The sequence below is a fragment of the Aeromonas rivipollensis genome, assembly GCF_010974825.1.
GTDB classification, from domain to species: Bacteria; Pseudomonadota; Gammaproteobacteria; order Enterobacterales; family Aeromonadaceae; genus Aeromonas; species Aeromonas rivipollensis.
Genome location: NZ_JAAILA010000016.1, coordinates 1 through 23,484 on the forward strand (window position 1 = coordinate 1; position 23,484 = coordinate 23,484).

General features: G+C 63.5%; 19 protein-coding genes. 7 read left to right on the forward strand and 12 right to left on the reverse strand.

Features of this window, described 5'->3' with window-relative positions:
• Window positions 1-2: 2 nt before the first annotated feature.
• Window positions 3-965 carry an IS1595 family transposase gene (locus tag G4923_RS12155; protein WP_163137205.1) on the reverse strand — a complete coding sequence of 321 codons (963 nt, stop codon included), beginning with the start codon at window positions 963-965 and terminating at the stop codon, window positions 3-5.
• Window positions 966-1,436: 471 nt separating this feature from the next.
• Between G4923_RS12155 and G4923_RS12160 the strand changes: the two genes are divergently transcribed.
• The 3 genes from G4923_RS12160 to G4923_RS12170 all read left to right on the forward strand — a co-directional run bounded on the left by G4923_RS12160 (window position 1,437) and on the right by G4923_RS12170 (window position 7,321).
• Window positions 1,437-2,714, forward strand: a complete 1,278-nt coding sequence (locus G4923_RS12160; protein WP_163137206.1) for an alpha/beta hydrolase — start codon at window positions 1,437-1,439, stop codon at window positions 2,712-2,714.
• A gap of 99 nt (window positions 2,715-2,813) precedes the next feature.
• Window positions 2,814-6,377 (forward strand): ATP-binding cassette domain-containing protein, encoded by a 3,564-nt coding sequence (locus G4923_RS12165; protein ID WP_163137207.1) that lies wholly within the window; start codon window positions 2,814-2,816, stop codon window positions 6,375-6,377.
• A gap of 155 nt (window positions 6,378-6,532) precedes the next feature.
• Complete coding sequence (locus G4923_RS12170) at window positions 6,533-7,321, forward strand: helix-turn-helix domain-containing protein (protein ID WP_163137208.1); 789 nt, start codon at window positions 6,533-6,535, stop codon at window positions 7,319-7,321.
• Here G4923_RS12170 and G4923_RS12175 read toward each other — a convergent pair.
• The 7 genes from G4923_RS12175 to trmB all read right to left on the reverse strand — a co-directional run bounded on the left by G4923_RS12175 (window position 7,291) and on the right by trmB (window position 12,449).
• The gene (locus G4923_RS12175; protein WP_205597179.1) at window positions 7,291-7,902 is read right to left on the reverse strand and encodes a LysE family translocator; all 612 of its coding nucleotides are present in this window, start codon (window positions 7,900-7,902) and stop codon (window positions 7,291-7,293) included. The genes G4923_RS12170 and G4923_RS12175 overlap by 31 nt on opposite strands.
• A gap of 25 nt (window positions 7,903-7,927) precedes the next feature.
• Window positions 7,928-8,308 carry a hypothetical protein gene (locus G4923_RS12180; RefSeq protein ID WP_163137209.1) on the reverse strand — a complete coding sequence of 127 codons (381 nt, stop codon included), beginning with the start codon at window positions 8,306-8,308 and terminating at the stop codon, window positions 7,928-7,930.
• Between the two features lie 298 nt (window positions 8,309-8,606).
• Window positions 8,607-8,816 (reverse strand): YgdI/YgdR family lipoprotein, encoded by a 210-nt coding sequence (locus G4923_RS12185; RefSeq protein ID WP_106887720.1) that lies wholly within the window; start codon window positions 8,814-8,816, stop codon window positions 8,607-8,609.
• Window positions 8,817-9,019: 203 nt separating this feature from the next.
• A complete protein-coding gene (locus tag G4923_RS12190; protein ID WP_411167257.1) occupies window positions 9,020-10,303 on the reverse strand; it encodes a rhodanese-like domain-containing protein in 1,284 nt (427 codons plus the stop codon).
• A 38-nt stretch (window positions 10,304-10,341) separates the two neighbouring features.
• On the reverse strand, window positions 10,342-11,262 hold the full coding sequence (gene glsB / locus G4923_RS12195) for a glutaminase B (RefSeq protein ID WP_163137211.1): 921 nt from the start codon (window positions 11,260-11,262) through the stop codon (window positions 10,342-10,344).
• A 97-nt stretch (window positions 11,263-11,359) separates the two neighbouring features.
• On the reverse strand, window positions 11,360-11,692 hold the full coding sequence (locus G4923_RS12200; RefSeq protein ID WP_106887723.1) for a YggL family protein: 333 nt from the start codon (window positions 11,690-11,692) through the stop codon (window positions 11,360-11,362).
• Between the two features lie 43 nt (window positions 11,693-11,735).
• Window positions 11,736-12,449 (reverse strand): tRNA (guanosine(46)-N7)-methyltransferase TrmB, encoded by a 714-nt coding sequence (trmB, locus tag G4923_RS12205; protein WP_163137212.1) that lies wholly within the window; start codon window positions 12,447-12,449, stop codon window positions 11,736-11,738.
• A gap of 277 nt (window positions 12,450-12,726) precedes the next feature.
• Between trmB and G4923_RS12210 the strand changes: the two genes are divergently transcribed.
• Both G4923_RS12210 and G4923_RS12215 read left to right on the forward strand, forming a co-directional pair.
• Window positions 12,727-13,794 (forward strand): M28 family metallopeptidase, encoded by a 1,068-nt coding sequence (locus G4923_RS12210; RefSeq protein WP_163137213.1) that lies wholly within the window; start codon window positions 12,727-12,729, stop codon window positions 13,792-13,794.
• A 245-nt stretch (window positions 13,795-14,039) separates the two neighbouring features.
• Window positions 14,040-15,221: an aminotransferase-like domain-containing protein gene (locus G4923_RS12215; RefSeq protein WP_139745452.1), complete on the forward strand. Its 1,182-nt coding sequence runs from the start codon at window positions 14,040-14,042 to the stop codon at window positions 15,219-15,221.
• Between the two features lie 116 nt (window positions 15,222-15,337).
• Here the strand turns inward: G4923_RS12215 and G4923_RS12220 are convergent, their stop codons facing one another.
• Window positions 15,338-16,888 carry an EAL domain-containing protein gene (locus G4923_RS12220; RefSeq protein ID WP_111911976.1) on the reverse strand — a complete coding sequence of 517 codons (1,551 nt, stop codon included), beginning with the start codon at window positions 16,886-16,888 and terminating at the stop codon, window positions 15,338-15,340.
• 281 nt (window positions 16,889-17,169) lie between these two features.
• Between G4923_RS12220 and G4923_RS12225 the strand changes: the two genes are divergently transcribed.
• Window positions 17,170-18,075, forward strand: a complete 906-nt coding sequence (locus tag G4923_RS12225) for a TIGR01777 family oxidoreductase (protein ID WP_163137214.1) — start codon at window positions 17,170-17,172, stop codon at window positions 18,073-18,075.
• 145 nt (window positions 18,076-18,220) lie between these two features.
• Here G4923_RS12225 and G4923_RS12230 read toward each other — a convergent pair whose 3' ends face one another.
• The gene (locus G4923_RS12230) at window positions 18,221-20,662 is read right to left on the reverse strand and encodes an ABC transporter permease (RefSeq protein WP_163137215.1); all 2,442 of its coding nucleotides are present in this window, start codon (window positions 20,660-20,662) and stop codon (window positions 18,221-18,223) included.
• Window positions 20,663-20,762: 100 nt separating this feature from the next.
• Complete coding sequence (locus tag G4923_RS12235; protein WP_043132953.1) at window positions 20,763-21,488, reverse strand: ABC transporter ATP-binding protein; 726 nt, start codon at window positions 21,486-21,488, stop codon at window positions 20,763-20,765.
• A 57-nt stretch (window positions 21,489-21,545) separates the two neighbouring features.
• Between G4923_RS12235 and G4923_RS12240 the strand changes: the two genes are divergently transcribed.
• The gene (locus G4923_RS12240) at window positions 21,546-22,154 is read left to right on the forward strand and encodes an arylesterase (RefSeq protein WP_106887731.1); all 609 of its coding nucleotides are present in this window, start codon (window positions 21,546-21,548) and stop codon (window positions 22,152-22,154) included.
• A gap of 71 nt (window positions 22,155-22,225) precedes the next feature.
• On the opposite strand, the gene G4923_RS12245 is transcribed toward G4923_RS12240, so the two are convergent.
• Window positions 22,226-23,170: a chemotaxis protein CheV gene (locus tag G4923_RS12245; RefSeq protein ID WP_163137216.1), complete on the reverse strand. Its 945-nt coding sequence runs from the start codon at window positions 23,168-23,170 to the stop codon at window positions 22,226-22,228.
• Window positions 23,171-23,484: the final 314 nt, after the last annotated feature.

The window sequence follows — 23,484 nt, forward strand, 5'->3', positions numbered from 1 at the left end:
GGCTATGTCCCAATTACGTGTTGCATGGGGCGCCCCAGCGCCTCATGCAAGCAACGTGGGATAGTCACTTCCCGTCCATAGCGCTCCAGCATCCTTCGCCAACCCAGATAATTCCTCAGATAGTGGGTCGCTACCCCATGGAACCGATCCATCCACTCTTTCAACCGACGGTGATATCCGTTTACATGCTGGATGTGGTACGCGCCAACCACGCGTTCACCTTGACGATTGCGCACGACCTGATGGGTCACTCCCTGCGCTTTGCTGAAACTGGCATACACCCCGGCGCCATCGCTACACAACACCGCATCTGACGAGACAAGGGGTGTCAAAACCGCTATCACCGTCTCGGCATTCATTTTCTCCAACTGAAAATCCGCATGGTGACCAGCCCGGTCCTGAACCACCATCACCGGGATGTAATCCGACCCTGTGCCTCGGGTACGGCCTTTGCCCCCACGATGGCGGGCCGGGCGGGGCAAACCACGTTGCCCTTTAAACGACTCCAGGAAGAAGGTCTCATCGACTTCGACGATACCCCCTTCCCGTGCCGCCTGGTGGCTCGCCATGGCTTTCAGGAAGCGGTGACGCCACAAAAAGGCGGTGTTTTTACAGACCCCGCAGCGGGCGGCAGCCTGTCGCACGGTCAGCCCATCGATGAGGGCTTGGGCATAGTCTTCCCAGCACTGTGCCTTGCGAAGTCGGGCCAGTGGCGTCTTGGTGAGAACGGAGCTGGTACGCAGACACTGCTTGCAGCGATAGCGACGCAGCCCTCGACTCCAGCCCCAGGGAGCCAACTGCGCGGCCTCGGCCTGGCAGTGAGGGCAACATTGGCAAGGGGGGAGTTGGGTGGCTAAAGAGGTGATGGGGTGAGGAGCGGTGAGTTCATGTTGCGCGAGGCGACGCTGGCGCAAAGTGAGCTGTGGGAAAAGAGAGAGTAGATGTTGAAAGGCTTGGGTATCCATGATGGAGGCCCTCAGGGTGATGACCTACTTCAAGGTTAGCCTTTCAACACATAACTGGGACAGCGCCAAATGAAAAGGCCCACCCTGCCGGATGGGCCTTTCATGGCTGTCAGCCGCCGTTGCAGGCCGCCAGCAACAGGGTCGCCCCGCAGGTGGCGCTGAAAACCAGCAACCCCGCCTGCAGCACTCCCTCAGGATCCGTCTCTTTTCTTCTCTTTCTGAACCTTATCCATCGCGGCTTCATCGAGCCCACCTCATCCTGTTGTGTCCAGCTCCCCTGCCCTCCTCGGCAGGCCGCTCATCTTGATCCCGGTTCAGTTCCAGGTCAATCGGTCCGCAACAATAAAGCGGCCGGGCACTTGGGAGAGGGCCTCGTCATGGGTCCGCTCATTATCGGGAAAACCGGCGTGACCCGTCTGCGAGCCGGGGCTATGATGAGGCCGACGATTTCCGATCCCAGGGAGACCCCAGATGAGCAGCCCCTTGCACTATGTGCTGGATGGCATCCATTGCGAGCCACACTTCTTCACCGTGCCCCTCGACCACCAGAAACCGGATGACGAGGAGAGCATCACCCTGTTTGGCCGCACTCTCTGTCGCCAGGACAGGCTGGACGATGAGCTGCCCTGGCTGCTCTATCTGCAAGGGGGGCCGGGCTTTGGCGCGCCGCGCCCGACCGCGAGCGGCGGCTGGATCAAGCGGGCCCTGCAGGAATTTCGGGTGCTGCTGCTCGATCAGCGCGGCACCGGCCACTCCACCCCCATCAGCGCCGAGGCGCTGGCAGGGCTCACCCCGGGGGAGCAGGCCGACTATCTCAGCCATTTTCGCGCCGACAGCATAGTGCGGGACGCCGAATACGTTCGCGAGACCCTGAGCCCTGATCGGCCCTGGAGCCTGCTTGGCCAGAGCTTCGGCGGCTTTTGCAGCCTCACCTATCTCTCCCTGTTCCCGGACAGCCTGCACGAGGTCTACCTCACCGGCGGCGTGGCCCCCATAGGTCGCAGCGCAGACGAGGTCTACCGCGCCACCTACCAGAGGGTGGCGGACAAGAACCGCGCCTTCTTCGCCCGCTTCCCCCATGCCCAGGCCATCGCCAACCGGCTGGCCAATCACCTGCACCGCCACGACGTGCGCCTGCCCAACGGCCAGCGCCTGACGGTGGAGCAGTTGCAGCAGCAGGGGCTGGATCTCGGCGCCAGCGGCGCCTTCGAGGAGCTCTACTACCTGCTGGAGGATGCCTTCATCGGCGAGCGGATCAACCCCGCCTTCCTCTACAAGGTGCAGACCATGCAGCCGTTCAACACCAACCCGGTATTCGCCATTTTGCATGAGGCCATCTACGCCGAAGGGGCCGCCAGCAACTGGGCGGCCGAGCGGGTCAGAGCCGAGTTCCCGGCCCTTGCCTGGGCGCCCGGCAAGGATTTCACCTTCACCGGCGAGATGATCTTCCCCTGGATGTTCGAGCAGTTTCGCGAGCTGATGCCGCTCAAGGAGGCCGCCCACCTGCTGGCCAAGAAGGCCGATTGGGGCCCCCTCTACGACCAGGCGCAACTGGCCCGAAACCGGGTGCCTGTGGCCTGCGCCGTCTATGCCGAGGACATGTACGTGGAGTTCGACTACAGCCGCGATACCCTCAGGGGCCTTGGCAACAGCCGCGCCTGGATCACCAACGAGTACGAGCACAACGGCCTGAGAGTCGACGGCGAGCAGATCCTGGACAGACTCATCCGCTTGAACCGGGGCTGCTGATCCCCCGCGGGCGACGAGCCCGCCATAAGAAGAATATCGAGGGCGGCCCATGAGCCGCCCCGCCCTGTCGGAAGCAACACAAAACAACAAGGACACCCTTTGGATCATCCGGAAATCTCGGCCGGCTGGCTGAGCCGCCTCTTCTATCACTGGACGGGCCCGCTGCAACGCAAGGGGCTGACCGAGCCCCAGGTCGGTCTCGACGATCTCTACCCCCTGCTGCCGGAAGATAGGCGCGACGAGCGGGCCGACGCCTTCCTCGCGCTCACCGCCGCTGCGCCGGTGCGCCCCTGGCCCATCATGGCCTTTATCTGGCGTCACTACCGCCGCCGCATCGGCCTGCTCACCCTGTTGCAGCTGATCGGCATGCTGGCCACCCTGGCCAGTCCCTGGCTGCTCAACCACAGCATGACCCAGCTCGGCACCGGGGCCAGCACAGGCCACAAGCTGTTGCTCGCCTTCGCCCTGTTCGCCTCTGTGCTGGCCGCCGGCATGCTGGCGGAGCACTCGTTGCAGCTGGCGCTCAAGATGCACGTCCCCATTCGCCGCCTGCTGGCCGAGTCCCTGCTCGCCAAGGTGATGAAGCTCGGCGGCAAGAGCTTCGACGACAGGGCCGGCGGCCGGGTACAGAACCTCATCAACCGGGACGTGTGGGACATTACTTGGATTCTGGCAGACCCCGCCATGCCGTTCACCATGGCGCTGCAACTGGCGGGCACCATAGCCCTGCTGGTGTGGCAGGTGGGCAGCGCCGGTCTGGTGGGCTTTGCGGTGCTCACCCTGCTGCTGCTGCTCTCCACCCGGGTGGTGCGCCGCATGAACCAGCAGGAGCAGCAGCTCAAGCGTCAGCAGGACGAGCGCAACGGCATACTGGCCGAATACATCAAGAAGCTGCGGCTGGTGCGCCAGAACGGTCTCAGCGCCTTCTTCACCCGGGCGGCCAACGCCAAGCGCCAGCAGGAGCTGGGGGTGCTGGGTCGGGTGCTCAAGCTCGATGCCATCAACAGCTTCCTGATGATGAGCACCCCGCTGCTGGTGACCCTGGCCACCTTCACCACCTATCTGGCCTCGGGCCAGAGCCTGACCCTGCCCCAGGTGTTCACTACCATAGCCCTGTTCGCCGTGCTGCGGATCCCCATGATGCGGCTGCCTTACCTCATCCGTACCCTGATCAACTTCAATACCGGTTTCAACCGGCTGTGCGAGTTTCTGAGCAGCCCGGAGCAGCACAGGGATCTCACCGACACCAGCCTGCCCGTCGGCAGCCTGGTGCTGGAAGAGGTCACAGCCCTTCACCAGCAAAAACCGGTGTTGCAAGAGGTCAGCCTCAACATACAGCCGGGGGAGCTGGTGGGGATCACTGGGGCGACCGGGGCGGGCAAGAGCTGCCTGCTGCACCTGGTAGCCGGTTTTGACAACGGCTTTGAGGGGGCTATCCGCCGCAACGGCCGGGTGGCGCACCTCGGCCACAAGCCCTGGCTGATGAACGACAGCATCCGCAACAACATTCTGTTCGGCCAGCCCTGGCACGAGGATCGCTACCACTGGGTGCTCGGTGCCTGCGCCCTCACCACGGATCTGGGGCTGCTGAGCCACGGGGATCAGACGCTAGTGGGGGAGCTTGGCACCCGCCTCTCCGGCGGCCAGCAGCAGCGGGTCGCCCTGGCCCGCGCCCTCTATGCAGAGGCCGACATCCTGCTGCTGGACAACCCCTTGTCTGCACTGGATCCCATGGTCTCGGCCCAGGTGCTGGAGCAGGGGCTTGCCTTCAAGCCGGGGCCGACCCGGCTGCTGGTGAGCCACGATCCGGACGTGCTGGCCCACTGCGATCGGGTGATCCGCATCGAGCAGGGCCGCCTGGTGGAGCTAGGCGCCCACCAGCTGGCGGATCTCATCCAGCACCCGCAACCCACCCCTCTGGTGGCGCCCCAGGAGGCGGAGCTGTTCAGCGAGGAGAAGGTGGTGGAGGGCAAGGTGGACTGGGGACTGTTTGGCTTCATGTGGCAGCGCCTGGCCGCCCCCGGCGCCATCCTGATCGCCCTGCTGCTCACGCTAGGTCAGGAGGGGCTGCGCATCGCCTCGGATCTCTGGCTCGGCGGCAAGGCCGAGGTGAGCGATGTGAGCACCCTGCTCGGCATCTATGTGCTGCTGGGGGCGGGCTCCCTCGTCTGCATCATGGTGGTGCGGGTCATCAACTACAAACTCGGCCTCAAGCTGGCCTGGACCCTGTTCGACGGCATGCTGGGCCGCATCAGCCGCGCCACCATGGCCTTCTTCGACAAGGTGCCCCAGGGGCGCATCCTCAACCGCTTCGACCGGGATCTCGGGGAGGCCCAGGAGGTGCTGCTCTCCATGCTGATGGGACTGTTCGGTATGCTGGTCTCTGTGCTGCTGCAGGTGGTGGTCATCGGCATCAACATTCCCCTGCTGCTGCTCATCGCCCCCCTGGTGGGCTGGGCACTCTACGTGCTGCAACGGCGCTACCGGGCGGTGCAGCTCAAGCTGCGGCGCCAGTCCTCGGTGCTGCGCTCCCCGCTTTATATCAGCATCAGCGAGACCATTCGCGGCGCCCCCGCCCTGCGTCTGGCCGGGGCCGAGCGCTTCGCCCTGGATCAGGTGCTGCATCACTATGACAACAACCTGCGCAGCTGGTACACCACCACCTCCATCAACCGCTGGCTCGGCATGCACCAGACCCTGCTCTCCGCCGCCCTGGTGGGAGCCGTGGCGCTGATGGTGGCCTTTGGCAACAGCCCGCTGCTGGGGGCCGTGGCCATCACCTACGCCTTCACCGCCTCGGCCATGCTCAACTCCCTGATCCGTACCTTCGCCGAGGTGGAGCAGGTGATGAATGCAGTGGAGCGGGTGCGGGAATACAGCGAGATAGAGAGCGAGCGCCAGCAGGGAGAGGCCCTCGCCACCTCCCATCCGGCGGTGCGCTTCGACAACCTGGGGCTGCGCTACCCGGGTGCCAGCCAATGGGCCCTGCACAGGGTCAACTTCGAGCTGGCCCCCGGCGAGAAGGTGGGGGTCTGCGGTCGTACCGGTGCAGGCAAGAGCTCCCTGCTCGGGGTGCTGCAAGCCATGTATCCAAGCTCCCAGGGGGAGATCTACTACAACGATCAGCCGCTCTCTGCCCTGGCGCCGGAGGCGGTGCGCAATCTGTACGACACCGTCTCCCAGATCCCCCTCACCTTCTTCGGCACCCTGCGCGCCAATCTCGCCCCCCTGAGCGAGCAGAGCGACGCCGCGCTGGAGCAGGCGCTGGCCCGAGTGGGTCTGGCCGAGCGCTGCGCCGGCCGGCTGGATGAGGATCTCGACAGGCTGCAACTCTCCGCCGGCGAGACCCAGCTGCTGGTGATCGCCCGCATCCTGCTGTCACGCCGCCCCCTTATAGTGCTGGACGAAGCCACCTCTGATCTCAGCCACGGCGGCATGCGCAAGATGGCGGAGTTGCTCTATCGCTACCGGCCCGAGGCCAGCTATCTGGTGATAGCCCACCATCTGGAGCCGCTCTTGTCGGTGGACAAGGTGGTGGTGATGGAGGCTGGCACAGTAGTGGAGCAGGGCTCACCGGTCAGCCTGCTGGCCAACCCGGCCTCCCGCTTCCACCAGCTGTTTGCCGGTCAGGTGAACCGCCAGGTGGGGGAACTGACGGGCTGAGATCTCTGCTGCCTCGCCGACGTCAGAAGGGCTGCCCGCGGGCAGCCCTTGCTTTATCGGAAACATCGCAAAAAGCAATTCTCATGTGGATACCAACCGAGCAGCAAAGCTGCTATAAAAAGAGCCCGAAACAGTCAGGATCACAAGGATGTGTCATGTCTCCAAGGATGGAGGTGGTTGCGCGCCAACCACAGCTGGAAGTCGCCCTGATCAGCAGCCAGGGAGGGGGTTACCCTCGCCATACCCACGAGGAATATGTGCTCTCGGCAAACTTGAGCGGCCAGGAACGTATCTGGTTTGACGGCAAGGAGCAGGAGGTAGCGCCAGGCCAGGTAACGCTCTACAACCCCTTGACCATGCAGGCCTCCACCTTTGGGGAAGATACCCGCTTCATCAGCCTGCATCTGTCACAGGAGCGGGTGAAGAGTCTGCTGGACGAGGCGGGACTCCTGCCCGGCCAGTCGTCCCCCGCATTCATGGAGGGAGTACACCAGATCCCGACGTTGTTCGACGCCATTCTGGATCTGTATCGACACCCCTCGGCCAATCAGCGGGAAGAGGCGCTGGTGCGCCTGCTCGCCGCCCTGCAACGCAGTAGCGACCCCACACCGCGATTGCTGCAGGGGCGGCTGCCCCAACTGCTTGACTACATGCGCGACCACCTCAGCCAGGAGCTCAGCCTGGATGATCTTTGCCAAGTGGCCTGCTGCTCCAAATTCCACCTGGTTCGCAGCTTTCAGCAGGCGCTGCACGTTCCGCCCATCCACTATTTCAACCAGCTGAGACTGATGGAGGCCCGTCGCCGCCTGCTGCAAGGAGAGAAGCCCTCCCAGATAGCGCTGGCGCTGGGCTTCTATGACCAGAGCCACATGAGCAACGCCTTTCGCCGCGTCATGGGGATCAGTCCGAGCCGCTACGGAGCCCCCGGCACAAACTCGACATAACCCTGATAGATCACGTAACAGGCGAAATAGGCGAAGATCAGTGCCGACGCCAGGTAGGAGAAGCGCACCATCTTCTCCCCCAGCAACCGCCCGCCCTGATAGGCAAGGGTGCAGAGCACCAGGGCCCAGAAGATCCCCGCACTGAAGAAGCCGGAGAGGAAGAGCCCGGCATTCAGGGGATCCGCCCCCTGCCTCGCGATGATGGCGCCCCCCACGGCCGCGAACCAGAGGATGGCGGTCGGTGAGGAGAGCGCCAGTACCATGCCGCGGCCGAACAGGCGCCAGCGCCCCCCGGACTGCGCAACGCCATTCAACTCGCCATCCTGTGCCTGCAGCGCCGCGTAGCCCATCTTGATGGTCAACCAGATCAGGGTGACCGAACCAAAGATCCAGAGGCTCCAGCGCACCATTTCAAACTGCAACAGCACGGCCATGCCCGCCATGGCGAGCATGGCATAGATCAGATCCCCCACACAGGTTCCCACCCCGAGCCAGAAGCCGTGGGAAAAACCGCGAGACATGGCCAGGGTGATCATCGCCATGTTGGCCAGGCCTATGTCCAGGCACAGAGAAAGACTCAACAGAAATCCATTGTAAAATGCCATGTCACACTTTCTCCCAGATGGTTTGATGGTAACGCTCACCCTCTCCCGGCGAGGGCCCTGCTGCCCAAGACGCGGCCAACATCGAGCTCTTTTGACTCTCACCAGCCAGGCTCTCCGACAAGGCACCGAACAGCTGTTCAAGCTCGGGATCCTCTGCCCGCTGGGCCATCTCCGCGAGCAATATCATCAGGGACTCACACAGACGGTTTTGCTGGGGGCGTGTTCCCTCAAGGTCTCCCTCCAGCTCACGCAGACTGGCAACCAGGCTCAGCACGCGGCAGATATACTCCCGCAGCCTGGGTGGGAGCGCAGGGGGCGGCATCAGCGTCAGCATATGGACAGAGTGCGTCGCCCTGGGGGGCCAAAATTCCATCTTCATCATTTACCTCCATGTAATATGAGGTCATATGACACCATTCATGATGAATTTGTATTGGAAAATATTGCCTTTTTATCCCAGCCAGACAACGGGATCGCCAGCACCACCATGGGATTCAAGTCATAGAAAGGAGGATGAAGAAGGCAGGTATAGCCTCATTATTTAAGGGCTGTCACCCTGGCTGGACATGTCGACCAAGGATGGGGCCACCTCTTGTAACGATGAATAAATGCCTGCCAGAAAATGGCAAGGGCGCCTCCTTCGAGACGCCCCTGTGAACACATCCAGCAGCCAGTCAGGGTCAGCGCTCCATGATCTGGGTGATGTCATCCTTGTTGATCAACATCTCCCGCCCCTCTTCGTCGTAGTAGCGGTACATGCCCGTGTCCTCATCCAGCTTGGGCTTGCTGTCGGTGGTAATCATCTTCCCGTCCCGGGTGCTCATGATGTATTGAGAGCTGCACGCCACCAGCCCCAGCATGCACACCAGGACCATCATCAGTCGTTTCATCGCCCGCCTCTTCTCCCTCCTGCATCCTCAGGACGAGGATGTTTCTTGAAGCCTAGCTCAAGCGCCCTCACCCGAATGAGTGTCACCAAAATATGAGAACAGCGAGCTGAATCAGCGAGTTAACAGCGGGATGCGCCAGGATACCCAGATGAAAAAAGGCCGGACATGGGTCCGGCCTTCGAGTGGGCAACGCATTGGCGTTATCAGCCCTGCGGCTTGCGCTCACCTGTGACTGTGGGGTTCTTGGGGTCTGAGCTCCACTCGTACCAGCCGCCGTCGTAGACGCTGATCCGCTTCCAGTCCATCAGCCAGGCGTAGAAGAAGGCCTCGGAGGCGCGCCAGCCGGTACCGCAGTAGAAGGCGGCCTGCTGGGTGGGCGCTATGTCCCACTGGTCCCACATGGCGAGGATCTCGCGGGCCGGCTTCATGGTGCCGTCCGGGTTGTGGAAGTCGCTCATGCTGTTGGCATCCACGCCGCCGTGACCCCACTTGGCCCCTGGGATGTCGCCCTTGGGCTTGATGTAGCTGTAGCCGGAGGTGTTGCCGACAAACTCGTCCCAGGTGCGCACGCTGACTAGGGCGCTATCGGGCTGCTTGAGCAACTCTTTCGCCTGACTTAGCGTGGTGTAATACTCGGGGTGGGCCGGAATGGCCACGCCAAACTCCTTCACCGGCTCAAACTTGTTGGCAAGGCCGGTCTCGGTGCGCAGGTGCTGCACGAACCAGGCATCCAGGCCGCCGTCCAGCAGGCGCACGTCTTCCACCCCGGCATACATCATCAGGTGAGCGGCACGGGCCGCCGCCATGGTGTTGCGACCGTAGAGGATGACGGTGGTGTCATGGCGGATGCCGTTCTCCAGCAGCAGCTGCTTGAGGGCTTCGTCAGACACCTTGTTCCACAGCGGCTCCTCTTCCAGGCGGTTGGTGTCGATGTAACCGGCCCCCGGGATATGGCTCAGCAGATAGGCCTTGGGGGCACCCCAGTCGACTTCGAAGACCTTCCAGTCCCCCTTGGGAGCGGCGGCCACCGGCTTGCCTGCCTGCAGATCGGCGAGCCAGAGCGGGTAGACCAGTTGCTGCCAGCGGGCCAGGTGCTCGCGCGGCGCACTCTGCCAACCCTGCAGCTCGAACAGTTGCTTGATGCCCTGCTGGCGCAGCAGGCGGGCCACCTCGGCCACTTCCCGCGGGGCGCCGTAGAGGGCGACCGGCAGATCGGCCTTCAGCCCCTTGCTCGCGAGCGCCTTGGGCCACTCTTCGTCACTGTATTTCCACTCGGCGGAGAGGTTCTCGGCGCCAGCCACGTGGCCCCCCTGCTTCTCGCCCGCCATGGGCCAGCCCTGATAGAAGTAGCTGGGGCGGGTATCCAGGATCACGGCCTGCTTCGCCTTGGCATCGGCCAGGGAGAGAGGGGGCAGTTCGGCTGCCAGGGCGGGCCAGGCACACCAGAGCAGCAAGGCGGCCAGGCCGCTTCGCCACAGTCCAGTCATTCGTTTCATGATGTTGTCTCGATGCATAGTGAACAAAGTTAAAAAATGGAGCGGCCGAGGCGCTCGGCCAGCAGCTCCAGCGCTGCCGTGCCCGCCAGGGAGTTGCCCGCCTTGTTGAGTTCGGGGGACCAGACGCAGACCGTCAGCTCACCGGGGATTAGCGCCATTATGCCACCCCCCACCCCGGACTTGCCCGGCATGCCGACCCGGTAGGCGAAATCGCCAGCTTCGTCATAGAGGCCGCAGGTGGCGAGCAGGGCGTTGACCTGCTTGGTGGTGCGGGCAGGCAAGAGCGGTGTGCTCTCGCCGAGCGGCGCGCCGCGGTTGGCCAGGTAGATGAATGCCCGGGCCAGATCGATGCAGCTCATGCGGATGGCGCAGGCATTGAAGTAGCTCTGCAGCACCTTGTCCACCTCGTTCTCGAAGTTGCCATAGGCCTTCATCAGGTAGGCGATGGCGGCGTTACGGGCGGCGTGCTGATATTCGGAGCGGGCCACTACCTGGTCCGCCATGATGGCCGGATTACCGGAGAGGCGTCGCACCAGCTCCAGGGTGCGTTGGCGCGGGGCGGTTAGCCGGGTCTCCAGCAGATCGCTCACCACCAGGGCGCCGGCATTGATGAAGGGGTTGCGGGGAATACCGTGCTCGAACTCGAGCTGCACCAGGGAGTTGAACGGCTGACCGGACGGCTCCTTGCCCACCCGGGCCCAGATCTCCTCCTCCTGATAGAGGGTGAGCGCCAGCGTCAGGCTCAGGGCCTTGGAGATGCTCTGGATGGAGAAGGGCTCGAAGGCGTCACCGGCGGTGAACAGCTCCCCCTCCACGGTGCAGACAGCGATCCCGAGTCTGTCCGCCGGCACCTGCGCCAGCGCGGGAATGTAATCGGCCACCTTGCCCTGCCCGAGCAGCGGGCGCACCTCTTCCAGGATGCTGGCCAGTAATTCGGATGACAACACCATAGACGATTCCATGACGTGAGACGAGGTGAGGCCAGGCTCACCGACAAAAATCCCGCCGGCGGCGGGATTTTCTATCTGCCCGAGAGGCAGTCAGATATCAGGCCGGCTCACCGTACCAGAGATCGAACAGCTCGGTGACCACCACGGCCTCCATCCCCTTGCCTTCCAGCCAGGCTTTGACGACGGCGCGGTCCTCTTCGGTGCACTTGCCCAGTTGCTGGGTGCAGATCATCCCTTCCCAGGCCAGGTGGCCTGAACCGGCGAAGGCCAGCTTGCGGGGTTCAACAACCTCATCGATCATCGCATCGACTACCGCATCGATGGTCTCTTCGGCAGTGCCGACCGGGAAGTTGAAACTGATGTCGAAACCCATTTCCTGGAATTCATCGACGCGCAGTTTCTTACGCAGACGGCGGCTACGATTGGCCATGATAGCTCCTCAAGTTAGTTGATACGCGAGTTGACGTGCCAGCTCAGCTGACACGCTTGAAAATCAGATCCCAGACACCGTGGCCCAGACGGTGGCCACGTTGTTCGAATTTGGTCAGCGGACGCCAGTCGGGACGGGGCACCCAGTTGCCGGTGGCGGAGGTGTTCTCGTACCCCTCGGCGGCGCTCATCACTTCCAGCATGTGCTCGGCGTAGTTTTCCCAGTCGGTGGCCATGTGGAAGACGCCACCTATGGCGAGCTTCTGGCGGATGTCCTGGGCAAAGGCCGGCTGCACTATGCGGCGCTTGTGGTGACGGCTCTTGTGCCAGGGATCCGGGAAGAAGAGCTGCAGGCAGGCGAGCGAACCGTTCGGGATCATGTGCTCCAACACTTCCACCGCATCGTGGCAGATGACGCGCAGGTTGGTGACGCCCGCCTCCTGTGCGGTGCCGAGGCAGGCACCCACGCCAGGGGAGTGCACCTCTATGCCGATGAAGTTCTTCTCGGGGGCATTCCTGGCCATCTCCACCAGGGAGGCGCCCATGCCGAAGCCGATTTCCAGCACCACCGGGGCTTCGCGGCCAAACAGCGCCACCATGTCGAGGGGCTGTGGTGCGAAATCTATGCCCATGACCGGCCAGAGCTCTTCCAGGGCCTTCTCCTGCCCTTTGGTCAGGCGGCCTTCGCGACGGACGAAGCTGCGGATCTTGCGCATGAACTTGCCGTCTTCGTTAAATACATCTTGGGTCACAGGCATAATTGTCTCGTTATTTCATCAATCCGGGTAACAGAACCGGGGTCAATCCGGGTTTAGGCCGACCTGGGTGGTTCGTTATTTCATCAATCGGCAAAAACAGGGGAGCGAATTATCCCAAGATAGGCCCAAGGCGCAAGTGTTTCGCAAAACAAATCCCCCCTGACTGACCAATTCCGCCACTGCGGTTGACAAATGCCACCCCCTTCACAGAATCTGCGGGGCGTCAGGTGCATCCTGACGCGGAAAAATAAAACCATACACAACAAAGGATTGCAGTATGAAAAAAGCCCTTTTGACCCTCGCCATCTCGGCCCTGCTGGCCGGGTGCAACCCCTCGGACAATGACTCCCAGCCCCCCGCCCCTGCCACCCAGGCCTATGAATACCTGGTGCAGCTGAGCTCGAGTGCCGAGGGAATAGGTGCCAGACCCACGGGCACCGAGGCCGAGACCCGCGCCGCCGCCTGGATCCAGGACCATCTGACCGGCTGGGGCTACGAGGTGCAGAACCAGCCCTTCACCTACACCCGAAGCGGCACCGAGAAGCACTCCCAGAACCTGGTCGCCGAGCTCAAGGGCCAGAGTGACAAGGTGATCCTCATCGGCGCCCACTACGACAGCACAGGCGAGAAGAAGGGCTCCGAAGGTGCCACCGACAACGGTGCCGGTGTCGCGGCCCTGCTGGCGGTCGCCGAGGCGCTCAAGGATCAAACCCTGCCCTACACTGTGCGCTTCGCCTTCTTCGGGGCTGAGGAGAACGGCCTCAACGGCTCCAAGGCCTATGCCGCCAGCCTGGATGCCGACGCCGTCGCCAAGCTGCTGGCCATGGTGAACTACGACACCATAGCCGGGGGCGACATCGTCTACGTCCACTCCGCCCATTCGGACGTGGCCGAGTACAGCTGCGCCGAGCCGAGCCGCTACAGCTTCGATCCCAAGGTGCGCGACCGCCTGCTGGCCATCTCCAAGCAGGGCGCCACCCCGTTCGCCATTCACCCCAGCTACGGCGGCTACCCGGAAGGAGAGACCGGCAGTTGGTCGGATCATGCGCCTTTTGCCTGCCTGGGGGTGCCCATCGCCTACGTGGAAGCCACCAACTTCACCATCAACGGGGAAGATGGCTATGACGGCTACTCCCAGAGCACCAACCCGGCGCTGTGGGACTGCTACGACGAGGCCAGCAAGAGCGCCTGCGATCGGGACAGCGAGACCCAGTGGGGCAAGATCTGGCACACAGAGCACGACCGCCTCGACAAGATGGCCGAACTGTTCCCGGGCCGGGTCCAGCAGCAACTCGGTGCCAACACGGATCTGATGATCAGTTTCCTGAAAGAACCCGGGCTCTGAGCACCGAGCCGATGATCTGCGTCTTCAGGCTGAAAGAACCCGGGCTCCAGGCTCAGGGCAGATGAACACCTGACAGGGGTTTTTGCGCCCCCGGCCAGGGTAGAGACGATAAAATTCGGGCAGGTGCCAAACCTGCCCTTTTTTATGGATTTTTGTGACAGCCATTGCCTCATTTCTGAAATCTGATACAAACGGATAACCTGGCGGTTGAATGGAGCGACCGCCACCTAGTCAGAGAGAACCCTATGCAGCCGTTTTTTGCCCAGCGCTTCGAGAAGGTCGAGCCTTCCTTTATCCGTGAAATCCTCAAAGTCGCCGCCAATCCGGAGATCATCTCCTTCGCCGGTGGCCTGCCCAATCCCCACCTGTTCCCGGTCAAGGCCATAGAGCAAGCCTGCCAGGACGTGCTGCGCGAGCAGGGCGCCGCGGCGCTGCAATACGCCACCACCGAAGGGTTCGCCCCGCTGCGCCAGTACATCGCCGATCGCTACCAGAGTCGCCACGGCATGGTGGTCAACCCGGACAACATCCTCATCACCAGCGGCTCCCAGCAGGCGCTGGATCTGCTGGGCAAGGTGCTGGTGAACGAAGGGCAGGATCTCATCATCGAAGAGCCGGGCTACCTGGGTGCCATCCAGGCGTTCTCCGTCTATCAACCGAATTTCAAGCCCATCACCCTGGGGGAAGAGGGACTGGATCTGGCCGCGCTGGATGCGCTGCTGGAGCAGGGCTCCAGCGCCAGGCTGCTGTACGGCGTGCCGAACTTCCAGAACCCGAGCGGGGTTTCCTATAGCCGTGCCAACCGCGAAGCGCTGGCCGAGCGGCTGGTGCGCCACGATCTGCTGATGGTGGAAGACGACCCCTATGGCGAGCTGCGCTTCGAGGGTGAACACCTGCCCCCCATCGCCAAGCTGGCGCCGAACAATACAGTGCTGCTCGGCTCCTTCTCCAAGACGGTGGTGCCCGCCTTCCGTCTGGGCTGGATGCTGGTGCCGGACTGGCTGCGCAAGAAGGTCACCATCGCCAAGCAGGCCACGGATCTGCACAGCAACGCCTTCAGCCAGCAGGTGCTGCACCGCTTCCTGACCGATCACTCGCTCGACGCTCATCTGGAGAAGATCAAGGAGGTCTATGGCCGCCAGCGGGCCGCCATGGAGGCCGCCCTGAGCCGTCACTGCCCGCCCGGCGTCAGCTACACCCGCCCTGAGGGGGGCATGTTCCTCTGGCTGACCCTGCCGCCCAGCATCAGCGCCATGGCCCTGTTCGACGAGGCTATCAAGGAGAAGGTCGCCTTCGTGCCCGGCGCCCCCTTCTATGTGCGCCCCGAGATCCAGAACACCCTGCGCCTGAGCTTCTCCTGTGTGGATGAGGCCACCACGGAAGAGGGCATCAAGCGCCTCTGCCGCGCTCTGTCCCGCATGCTCTGAGCCCTCCGGGGATGAAAAAAACCAGCGACCTGGGTCGCTGGTTTTTTTATGCCTCGCCGTCAGCCCCTGTGATCGGGCGGCAAGCCATTGGAGCCGAGCGCCTTGGCGCGGCTCCCTCAGGCTGACGGCGACGTCTGGGTGGGCAACAGGCTGGCAAAGGCCGTCATCGGCATGGGCCTGCCATAGAAGTAGCCCTGCAGGAAGCTCACCTGGCGCTCCTTCAGGTAATCGGCCTGCACCTGGTTCTCCACCCCTTCCGCCACCAGCAGCAAACCGAGCCGGGTCGCCAGATCGATGACGTTCTCGACTATGTGGCTGGAGAGCGCATCCGAGCCAATCATGCCGACGAAGCTCTTGTCTATCTTGAGGAAGTCCACCTGGAAGGCCTGCAGATAGGTCAGGCTGGAGTGGCCTGTGCCGAAGTCGTCGATGGCGATGAAGACCCCGAGCTGATGCAGTTCGGCAAACAGCCGATCCGTCGTCTCGTCCGCCACTATCAGCTCCCGTTCGGTCAACTCCAGCACCAGCTTGATGGGGTTCCCCCGGAAGGCGCCGATAAAGTCCCGACAATCGTCCAGCAGGCTCAGATCCTTGCAGTGGCTGGCGCTGATGTTGAAACCGAAGTGGAACCCCCTGGGCAGCTGGTCCGCCAGGGGGGCAAAGGCCTCCCGCACCTGGGCCATCAGCAGCCGGGTCATGGGGACTATGAGGCCGCTGTCTTCCGCCAGCGGAATGAAGCGATCCGGCGAGATCATGCCCTGCCGGGGATGCTGCCAGCGCATCAGCACCTCGCAGCCGCTCCAGTGTGCATCCTCCCCCGTCACCACGGGTTGCAGATAGGGGATGAACTCCTGCTGATCCAGCGCCCGCTTCAGCTCCTGGGTCGGGGAGGTCGAGCGCCCCGTCAGCCAGAAGATCCCCACCCCGAACAGCACGCTCAGCAGGGGATAGACTATGATGCCGACCTTGGAGTAGTCCCAGATGTGGGCCCTGTACTCATCGACCGATACTCGGGTCACCACCTTGAACGGATACTTGCCGGAGGCCTCCTCCAGATAGCCCTGGCTGTCCGACGGGATGAGGCGATCGGTGAGCTGGCTGTCCCGCTGCAGCATCTTCTGACCCACCACCAGCCCGAGGGGGGAGTTGCGGCTCAGCATATCCAGAATGTTGAGCAGGTAGTAACCATCGACCCCCACCAGCACGCTGAAGGCGCCGATCTCCTCCCGGTAGACGATGAGGGGGCGATTCGGGGTGACGGGGTTGCCCTTCATCAGATCCAGCTTGCCACCCACGTAGTCGTTCAGCTGGATCTCCCCGCTGACCGGGCCATAGAGGGAGGTGCAGTAGATGGTCGTGCCCTCGGCCAGGTTGACGCTGCGCACATCCGGCACTGTCGCCACCTGATCCCGCAGCCCCTGAACCACCTCGAGGCAGGGCTTGTTCAGACTGCCGGCAAGGGCCGATGCCGCCTGCTGGGCGTTGTCCAGGGTGCGGTCAAACATCAGCCTGGCGTGTTGCAGCCGCTCCACCGCATCCTGCCGCACCCCGGTGGCGGTCTGCCAGGTGATGACGGCGAGCCCCAGCACCATGGGCAGCAGACCCGCCAGCAGGGCACAGACCAGCCGGACATAGAATTGACGCACCCTTAAACGACGAAATGGCATAACCGTCCTCATGGTAACGGCGAAAAAGCGGACAAGTTTACCCGCCACAGCCCGCTTGGCAAGCAATGATAATGCACGCAGGTGAAACCCGAATGGCGCCCGCCCTGGGAGGCAAGCCCCACTCCCCTTCCAGATCCCATGCCTTGCGCCAGCGCCAGCCCCCTGGCGCAAGGCGTGCGAGGCGGCGCCACAGTGAATTTATAATGCTCATAAAAACAGGAGCTTGTCCATCCAGTGCCCAGCCTCTAGAGTAGAGCCAACAGCCATCTGGGAGGCAGGACATGAAGATACTGATCACGGGGGGAACGGGCTTTATCGGCCGCCGCCTGGTGGCACACCTCAAGGTGCAACACGAGGTGGTGGTGCTGACCCGCCAGGGCAGCCGGGCCTATGAGCTGCTTGGCCATGATGTCACTCTGCTGGACAACCTGGACCGGCTGGACCACCTCAACGATGTGGACATCGTCATCAACCTGGCCGGGGAGCCCATCGCCAATGGCCGCTGGAGCGAATCCCGCAAGCAGTTGCTGTGCAACAGCCGCTGGCTGCTGACCGAACAATTGGTGGATCTCGTCAAACTCTCCAGCACGCCCCCCAGATTGCTGCTGAACGCCTCCGCCATCGGCTGGTATGGCCGCCAGGGGGATGAGCCCCTGGATGAGCGCTGCCACCATCCCCACGACGAGTTCACCCACCGCCTCTGCCAACGGTGGGAGCAGCTGGCCCTGCAGGCCCGCAGCCCCCAGACCCGGGTCTGCGTAGTGCGCATCGGCCTGGTGCTCGGCACCGATGGGGGCGCTCTGCCCAGGATGCTGCCCCCCTATCGGCTGGGGCTCGGCGGCCCCATGGGCCCGGGCAGCCAGATGATGAGCTGGATCCACGTGCAGGATCTGGTGCGGGCCATGCTGTTTCTCCTCGAGCACGACGAGTGCGAGGGGATCTTCAATGGCACGGCCCCGCAGCCGGTCAGCAATCGCCTGTTCAGCCAGACCCTGGCCAGGACACTGCATCGCCCCCATTTCTGCATGGTGCCGGCCCAGCTGCTTCGGCTGCTGATGGGGGAGGCGGCCGATCTGCTGCTCACCGGTCAGCACATACTGCCCGCACGCTTGCAGGAGGCGGGGTTCCACTTCACCTATCCGGCGCTCCCCGAGGCCCTCGGCAACCTGCTGCAGCCCCCGCGCTGAGATCCATAAAAAAGCGCCCGGCCAAGGCCGGGCGCTTTTTGAGAGAAGGGTGCTGGGTCGATTAGTCATCGAACGCTCGCGTAGCTGGCAACCAAGCATCAGCATCCCCGTTAGTCCGATTACGCCACTTCGTGGCTAATCGAACCTACAGCAACCCCTGCCCCAGTCCTCTTAGCCGGTCGCTCAGGGTGCCCGCCAGCAGCTGACGGCGCATGCCCTGACCGGCCAGGGTCACCAGCAGGGCCCCCAGCAAGGGCAGGCCGGCCCAGATGGCCCAGTGGAACTGCCACTGGCCATCGAACCACCACCACTGCAGGCCAAAGGAGCAGAGCTCCACCACCATGGCGGCGCAGAGCCCCGCCAGGGCGCCACTGGCCACCAGCTCCCAGCGCAGCATCTTCTCCAGCAGTTTGCTGCCCGCCCCCAGGGTGCGCATCAGCAGCAGCTCCCGACGCCGGGCGGCCATACTGGCCTGGGTCTGGGTCAGCAGCACCAGCAGGGCGGCCACAGTCACCAGCCCCAGCATCAGCCCCAGCGCCCTGCTCACCTGATCCGAAACCACAGTCAGCCGCCCAATCAGATCCTCTACATCGATGAGACTCACCGTGGGGTGACGACGGATAAGCTCCACCTCGGCACTGCGTCCTTGTGGCGGCAGACGATAGCTGCCAAGCCAGGTCTGGGAAAAGGGGGCCAGCACGTCCGGCGAGAAGATCATGTAGAAGTTGGGTCTCATGTTGTCCCACTTGATGGACCTCAGGCTGGTCACCCTGGCCTCGAAACTGCGCCCCTCTATGGTGAAGCTGAGGGCATCCCCCAGAGCGATGCCGAGCTGGCCAGCCAGCACCTCGTCGACGGAGACCTCCCCCTTGCCGCCGAGCCACTGGCCCGAGGTGACCAGGTTGTCGGGGGGCAGGGTCGCCGTAGTGGTGAAGTTGAGCTCGCGGTTCACCCCCTCCCGCGCCGCATCCTCACCCACCGCCTGACCGGCGATCCGGGTCAGGCGCCCGCGCACCATGGGATAGAAGTCCGAGGTGATGGCACCGGCCTTGTGCAAGTCCGCCAGTATGCCGTCGCGCTCCCCGTCGGCCACATTGACCAGGAAGCGGTTGGGGGCATCCGCGGGCAGACGGGCGGAATAATCATCCAGCAGATCGACCCGCGCCGCCCACAGCAGCCCGAACAGCATGAGCGCCAGGGCAAAGCCCGCCAGCTGGAACAGGCCGCTGCCGCGCTCGCGGGAGAGGTGGCTGATGGCGAGGCGCAGGGCATGGGGCCCCTTGAGCCGACCACCGAGTCGCAGCAGCCCGGAGGCCAGCAGCGCCAGCAACACCATCAGCAACCCCATGCCCCCGATGAGACCGAGCGCCAGCCTGGCATCGGCGGTAAAGCCCCAGACCAGAGCGAACAGACCGAGCAGGCCCACGGGCACCGTCAGCCAGGGGGGAATGCCCGCCTCCAGCTCCCGGCGCAGCACCCGCAGCGGCGGCACCTTGAGCAGGCGCAGGAAGGGGATGAAGGCCAGCAGCAGGGTGATGAAGAAGGCGACCGCCAGACCCAGGGCAAAGGGACGCCAGGAGGGCGGTGGCAGATCAGCTGGCAGCAGATCCCCCAGCAGTTGCAGCGTCAGCCACTGCATGGCGCTCCCCGCCACCAGGCCGATCAGGGCACCTATCAGGGTCAGGGAGGCGAGGAGGGTCCCCATCAGTTGCCAGAGGGTACGCCGCGACGCCCCCAGCGTCTTGAGTAGCGCCACCATGTTGGTCTGGCGCTCGGCGAAGTGACGCACCGCTATGCCCATGGCCAGCGCTCCCAGCAGGACGCCGGCCAGGGACGCCAGGCGGAAGAAGCGCTCGGCATTGGCCAGGGATTTGCCGACCTGGGAGCCCTGATCGTCGGGCTTGATCAGCTTCTGCCCGGCCGTGAGTCTGGACTTCAGCCAGCGCTCATAGCGGGCGATCCCCTCCCGGGGCCCCTTGATGAGATAACGCCACTGCTGACGGCTGCCCGGCAGGAGGGCGCCGGTCGCCTCTATATCGGCGCTGTGGATCAGCGCCCTTGGCGCCATTTGGAAGGGGCTGAAGCCCTGATCCGGCTCCTGGCCCAGCTCCCCCGCCACCTTCAATCTGGTGTTGCCGACCTCCAGCTCATCCCCGAGTTTGGCGCCGAGCAACTGCATCACCCGGGCGGAGAGCCAGATCTCGCCGGGCGCCGGGGCGCGCTGGGGCATCAGCTCCAGCTTGCCATAGAAGGGGAAATCGCTCGGCACGGCGCGAATGGACGCCAGCTGCAGGCCGTCGCCGTGAAACAGCATGCTGTTGAAGCTGACCGTGGTCTGGACGAGGAGCCCCTCCTGCTTCGCCTGGGCGAGCCAGGCCTCGGGCGCCGGTGTGGCGGAGCGAAGCACCCGATCCGCCCCGATAAAGTCACGGCCCGAGGCCTTGAGCCCCGCATCCAGCCGGTCCGCCACCAGGGCCACGCTCAGCACGCAGGCCACGCTCAGGGCCAGCGCCAGCACGAACCAGCGCAGCTCGCCGCTGAACCCTTCCCGGCGCAGCAGCTTGAAACCCAGTCTCCATTGACTCATGACTTGCTCCCCATCGCCGGCGCCTGCACAAGCCAGAACAGCAACTCACCGCTGAACCCTTCCCGGCGAAGCGGCTTGAATTCCCGTTTCTTCCATTGATTCATGACAGCTCCCTGACACGGGGAGCCAAGGTGGCTTCGGATGCTGGCGCATCCGCCTCCAGCCGTCCCGCCGCCATCACCAGCTGCCGCTGGCAGCGCTGGGCCAGCTCATGATCGTGGGTCACCACCACTAGGGTGGTGTTGTGCTCACGGTTGAGACGAAACAGCAGCTCGATCACAGTCTCCCCCGTCTTGCTGTCGAGGTTGCCGGTCGGCTCGTCCGCCAGCAGCAGGCTGGGGCGGGTCATAAAGGCCCGGGCTATGGCGACCCGCTGCTGTTCCCCCCCGGACAGGCGCGGCGGCAGGTGGTGCAGCCGTTCGGCCAGCCCGACCTGGGTGAGCAGCTCGCGGGCCCTGGGCTCACAGTCGGTCTCGCCGCGCAGCTCGGCCGGCAGCATGACGTTCTCCAGGGCGCTCAGGGTGGGCAAGAGCAGGAAGGACTGGAACACGAACCCCACCTGCTCGGCGCGCAATCTGGCCCGGCCCTCCTCGTCCAGCCGGGTCAGGGACTGACCCAGGATCTCTATCTCGCCGCTGCTCGGCAGGTCGAGTCCGGCCAGCAGGCCGAGCAGGGTGGACTTGCCGGATCCGGAGGCGCCGACCAGGGCCAGCGTCTCGCCGGTATTGACTTGCAGATCGATCCCTTCAAGGATGGTGAGACTTTCCTGGCCGAGGCGAACGGTTTTGCCGAGCCCCCTGACGGTGATAATGGGCGTTGAACTCATGATGCGTTTCCTGTTTGCCTTAACCTGTAATGACAATAGATCGTGGGAGTTGAATGCATGACGCGTGTCTTGTTCGTCTTGAGTTGCCTGTGTTGCTGGATCTCATCGGTCCAGGCGCAAACCCTGCTGGTACTGGGGGACAGCCTGAGTGCCGGCTACCAGATGCAGGCCGAACAGAGCTGGCCTGCCCTGCTCAATGAGAAGTGGCAGCAGCAGGGTGGCGAGCACAGGCTCATCAACGCCAGCATCAGTGGTGAAACCACCCAGGGGGGGCTGGCCCGCCTGCCCACCCTGCTCGAGGAGCACAAGCCTGACTGGGTGCTGATCGAGCTGGGGGCCAACGATGGCCTGCGCGGCTTTGCCCCCGCCATCACCCGGGCCAACCTCACCAAGATGGTGGAGCTGGCCAAGGCCAGCCAGGCGAAGACGGTGCTGACCCAGATCCAGCTGCCCCGCAACTATGGCGCCCGCTATTTGCAGCAGTTCGAGCAGATTTTCCCGGAGCTGGCGCAGGCCAATGACCTGCCGCTGATGCCCTTCTTTATCGATGATATTGTGCTGCGCCCTGAACTCATGATGAACGATGGGCTCCACCCCACGGCAGCGGCGCAGCCCCAGATCCGCGACCGGGTCGCCAGCTTTATCGAGCCCCTGCTGACCCAATAGCCCCTTGTGATAGGCCGCTAGTCCCTAAAACAAAGCACCCGCCGAGGCGGGTGCTTTGTCATCGTATTTATTCACACCCCCAGGATCTGGCGCATGCGCTCCTGGGTGACCCCGACCAGCAGATCAGGCTGGAACTTGGAGATGAAGCGGTCACACCCCACCTTCTTGACCATGGCCTCGTTGAAGTTGCCGCTCAGGGAGGTGTTGAGGGTGATGAAGAGATCGGCCATGCGCGGATCGCTGCGCACCTCGTGGGTCAGGCGATAGCCATCCATCTCCGGCATCTCGGCGTCCGTGATCATCAGCATGATCTCGTCGGTCACCTTCTTGCCCGCATCGCACCACCCCTTGAGCAGCTTGAGCGCCTGCAGCCCATCCTGGCACTCGATCACCTCGAGGCCGAGCTGGGCTAGGGTCTCGCGCACTTGATTGCGCGCCGTGCTGGAGTCATCGACGATGAGCACCCGGCGCCCCTGCATCTGGGGCAGTATCTCCTTGTCCAGCACCTCCGCCGAGATGCGGATGTCATAGGTGATGATCTCCGCCAGCACCTTCTCCACGTCGATGATTTCGACTATCTGGTCGACCCCTCCCTCCGGGATGCGGGTGATGGCGGTGAGGTAGTTGGCACGACCCGCCGAACGGGGGGGCGGCAGTATGTCCTTCCAGGTCATGTTGACGATATGGGCCACCTGCCCCACCAGGAACCCCTGAATGGTGCGGTTGTATTCGGTGATGATGAGGTTGGATTCGTTGTCGACCGCCATGGGGCGCATGCCGATGGCGCCGCGCAGGTTGATGACGGGAATGGAGACGCCGCGGATGTTCGCCACCCCGCTGATGTTGTGATGGGAGCCCGGCATCTTGTTGAGATGGGGCAGCTTCACCACCTCCCGCACCTTGAAGACGTTGATCGCAAACAGCTGCTGGGTACCCAGCCGGAACATCAACAACTCCAGGCGATTCTCCCCCACCAGCTGGGTACGTTGATCCACTGAATCCAATATGCTCGCCATATAAAGCCCTTACGTCCGTTTCCCGAGTGCCGCCCCGCGATGGGGCGCCAGCATGCCAACCAGACCCGCATTCCCCGACAGGAGCAACGCAAGTCTCTATAGAAATAATGAAAAGGGTCGAGAAAAGATAGGATCTTGACCGCGGGGCGTGATCCTCACCCCATAGCCCCATGCCAGCAACCCCTCATCCCCATCGACCCGACAATAAGAGTTATCGACCAGGAGGGGACAATGCTGAACCCGGGATTGGCCTGACGGCCGACAAAGGGCACAGCTGGTTTTGCACCCATAAAAAAAGGCTATGTCCCAATTAC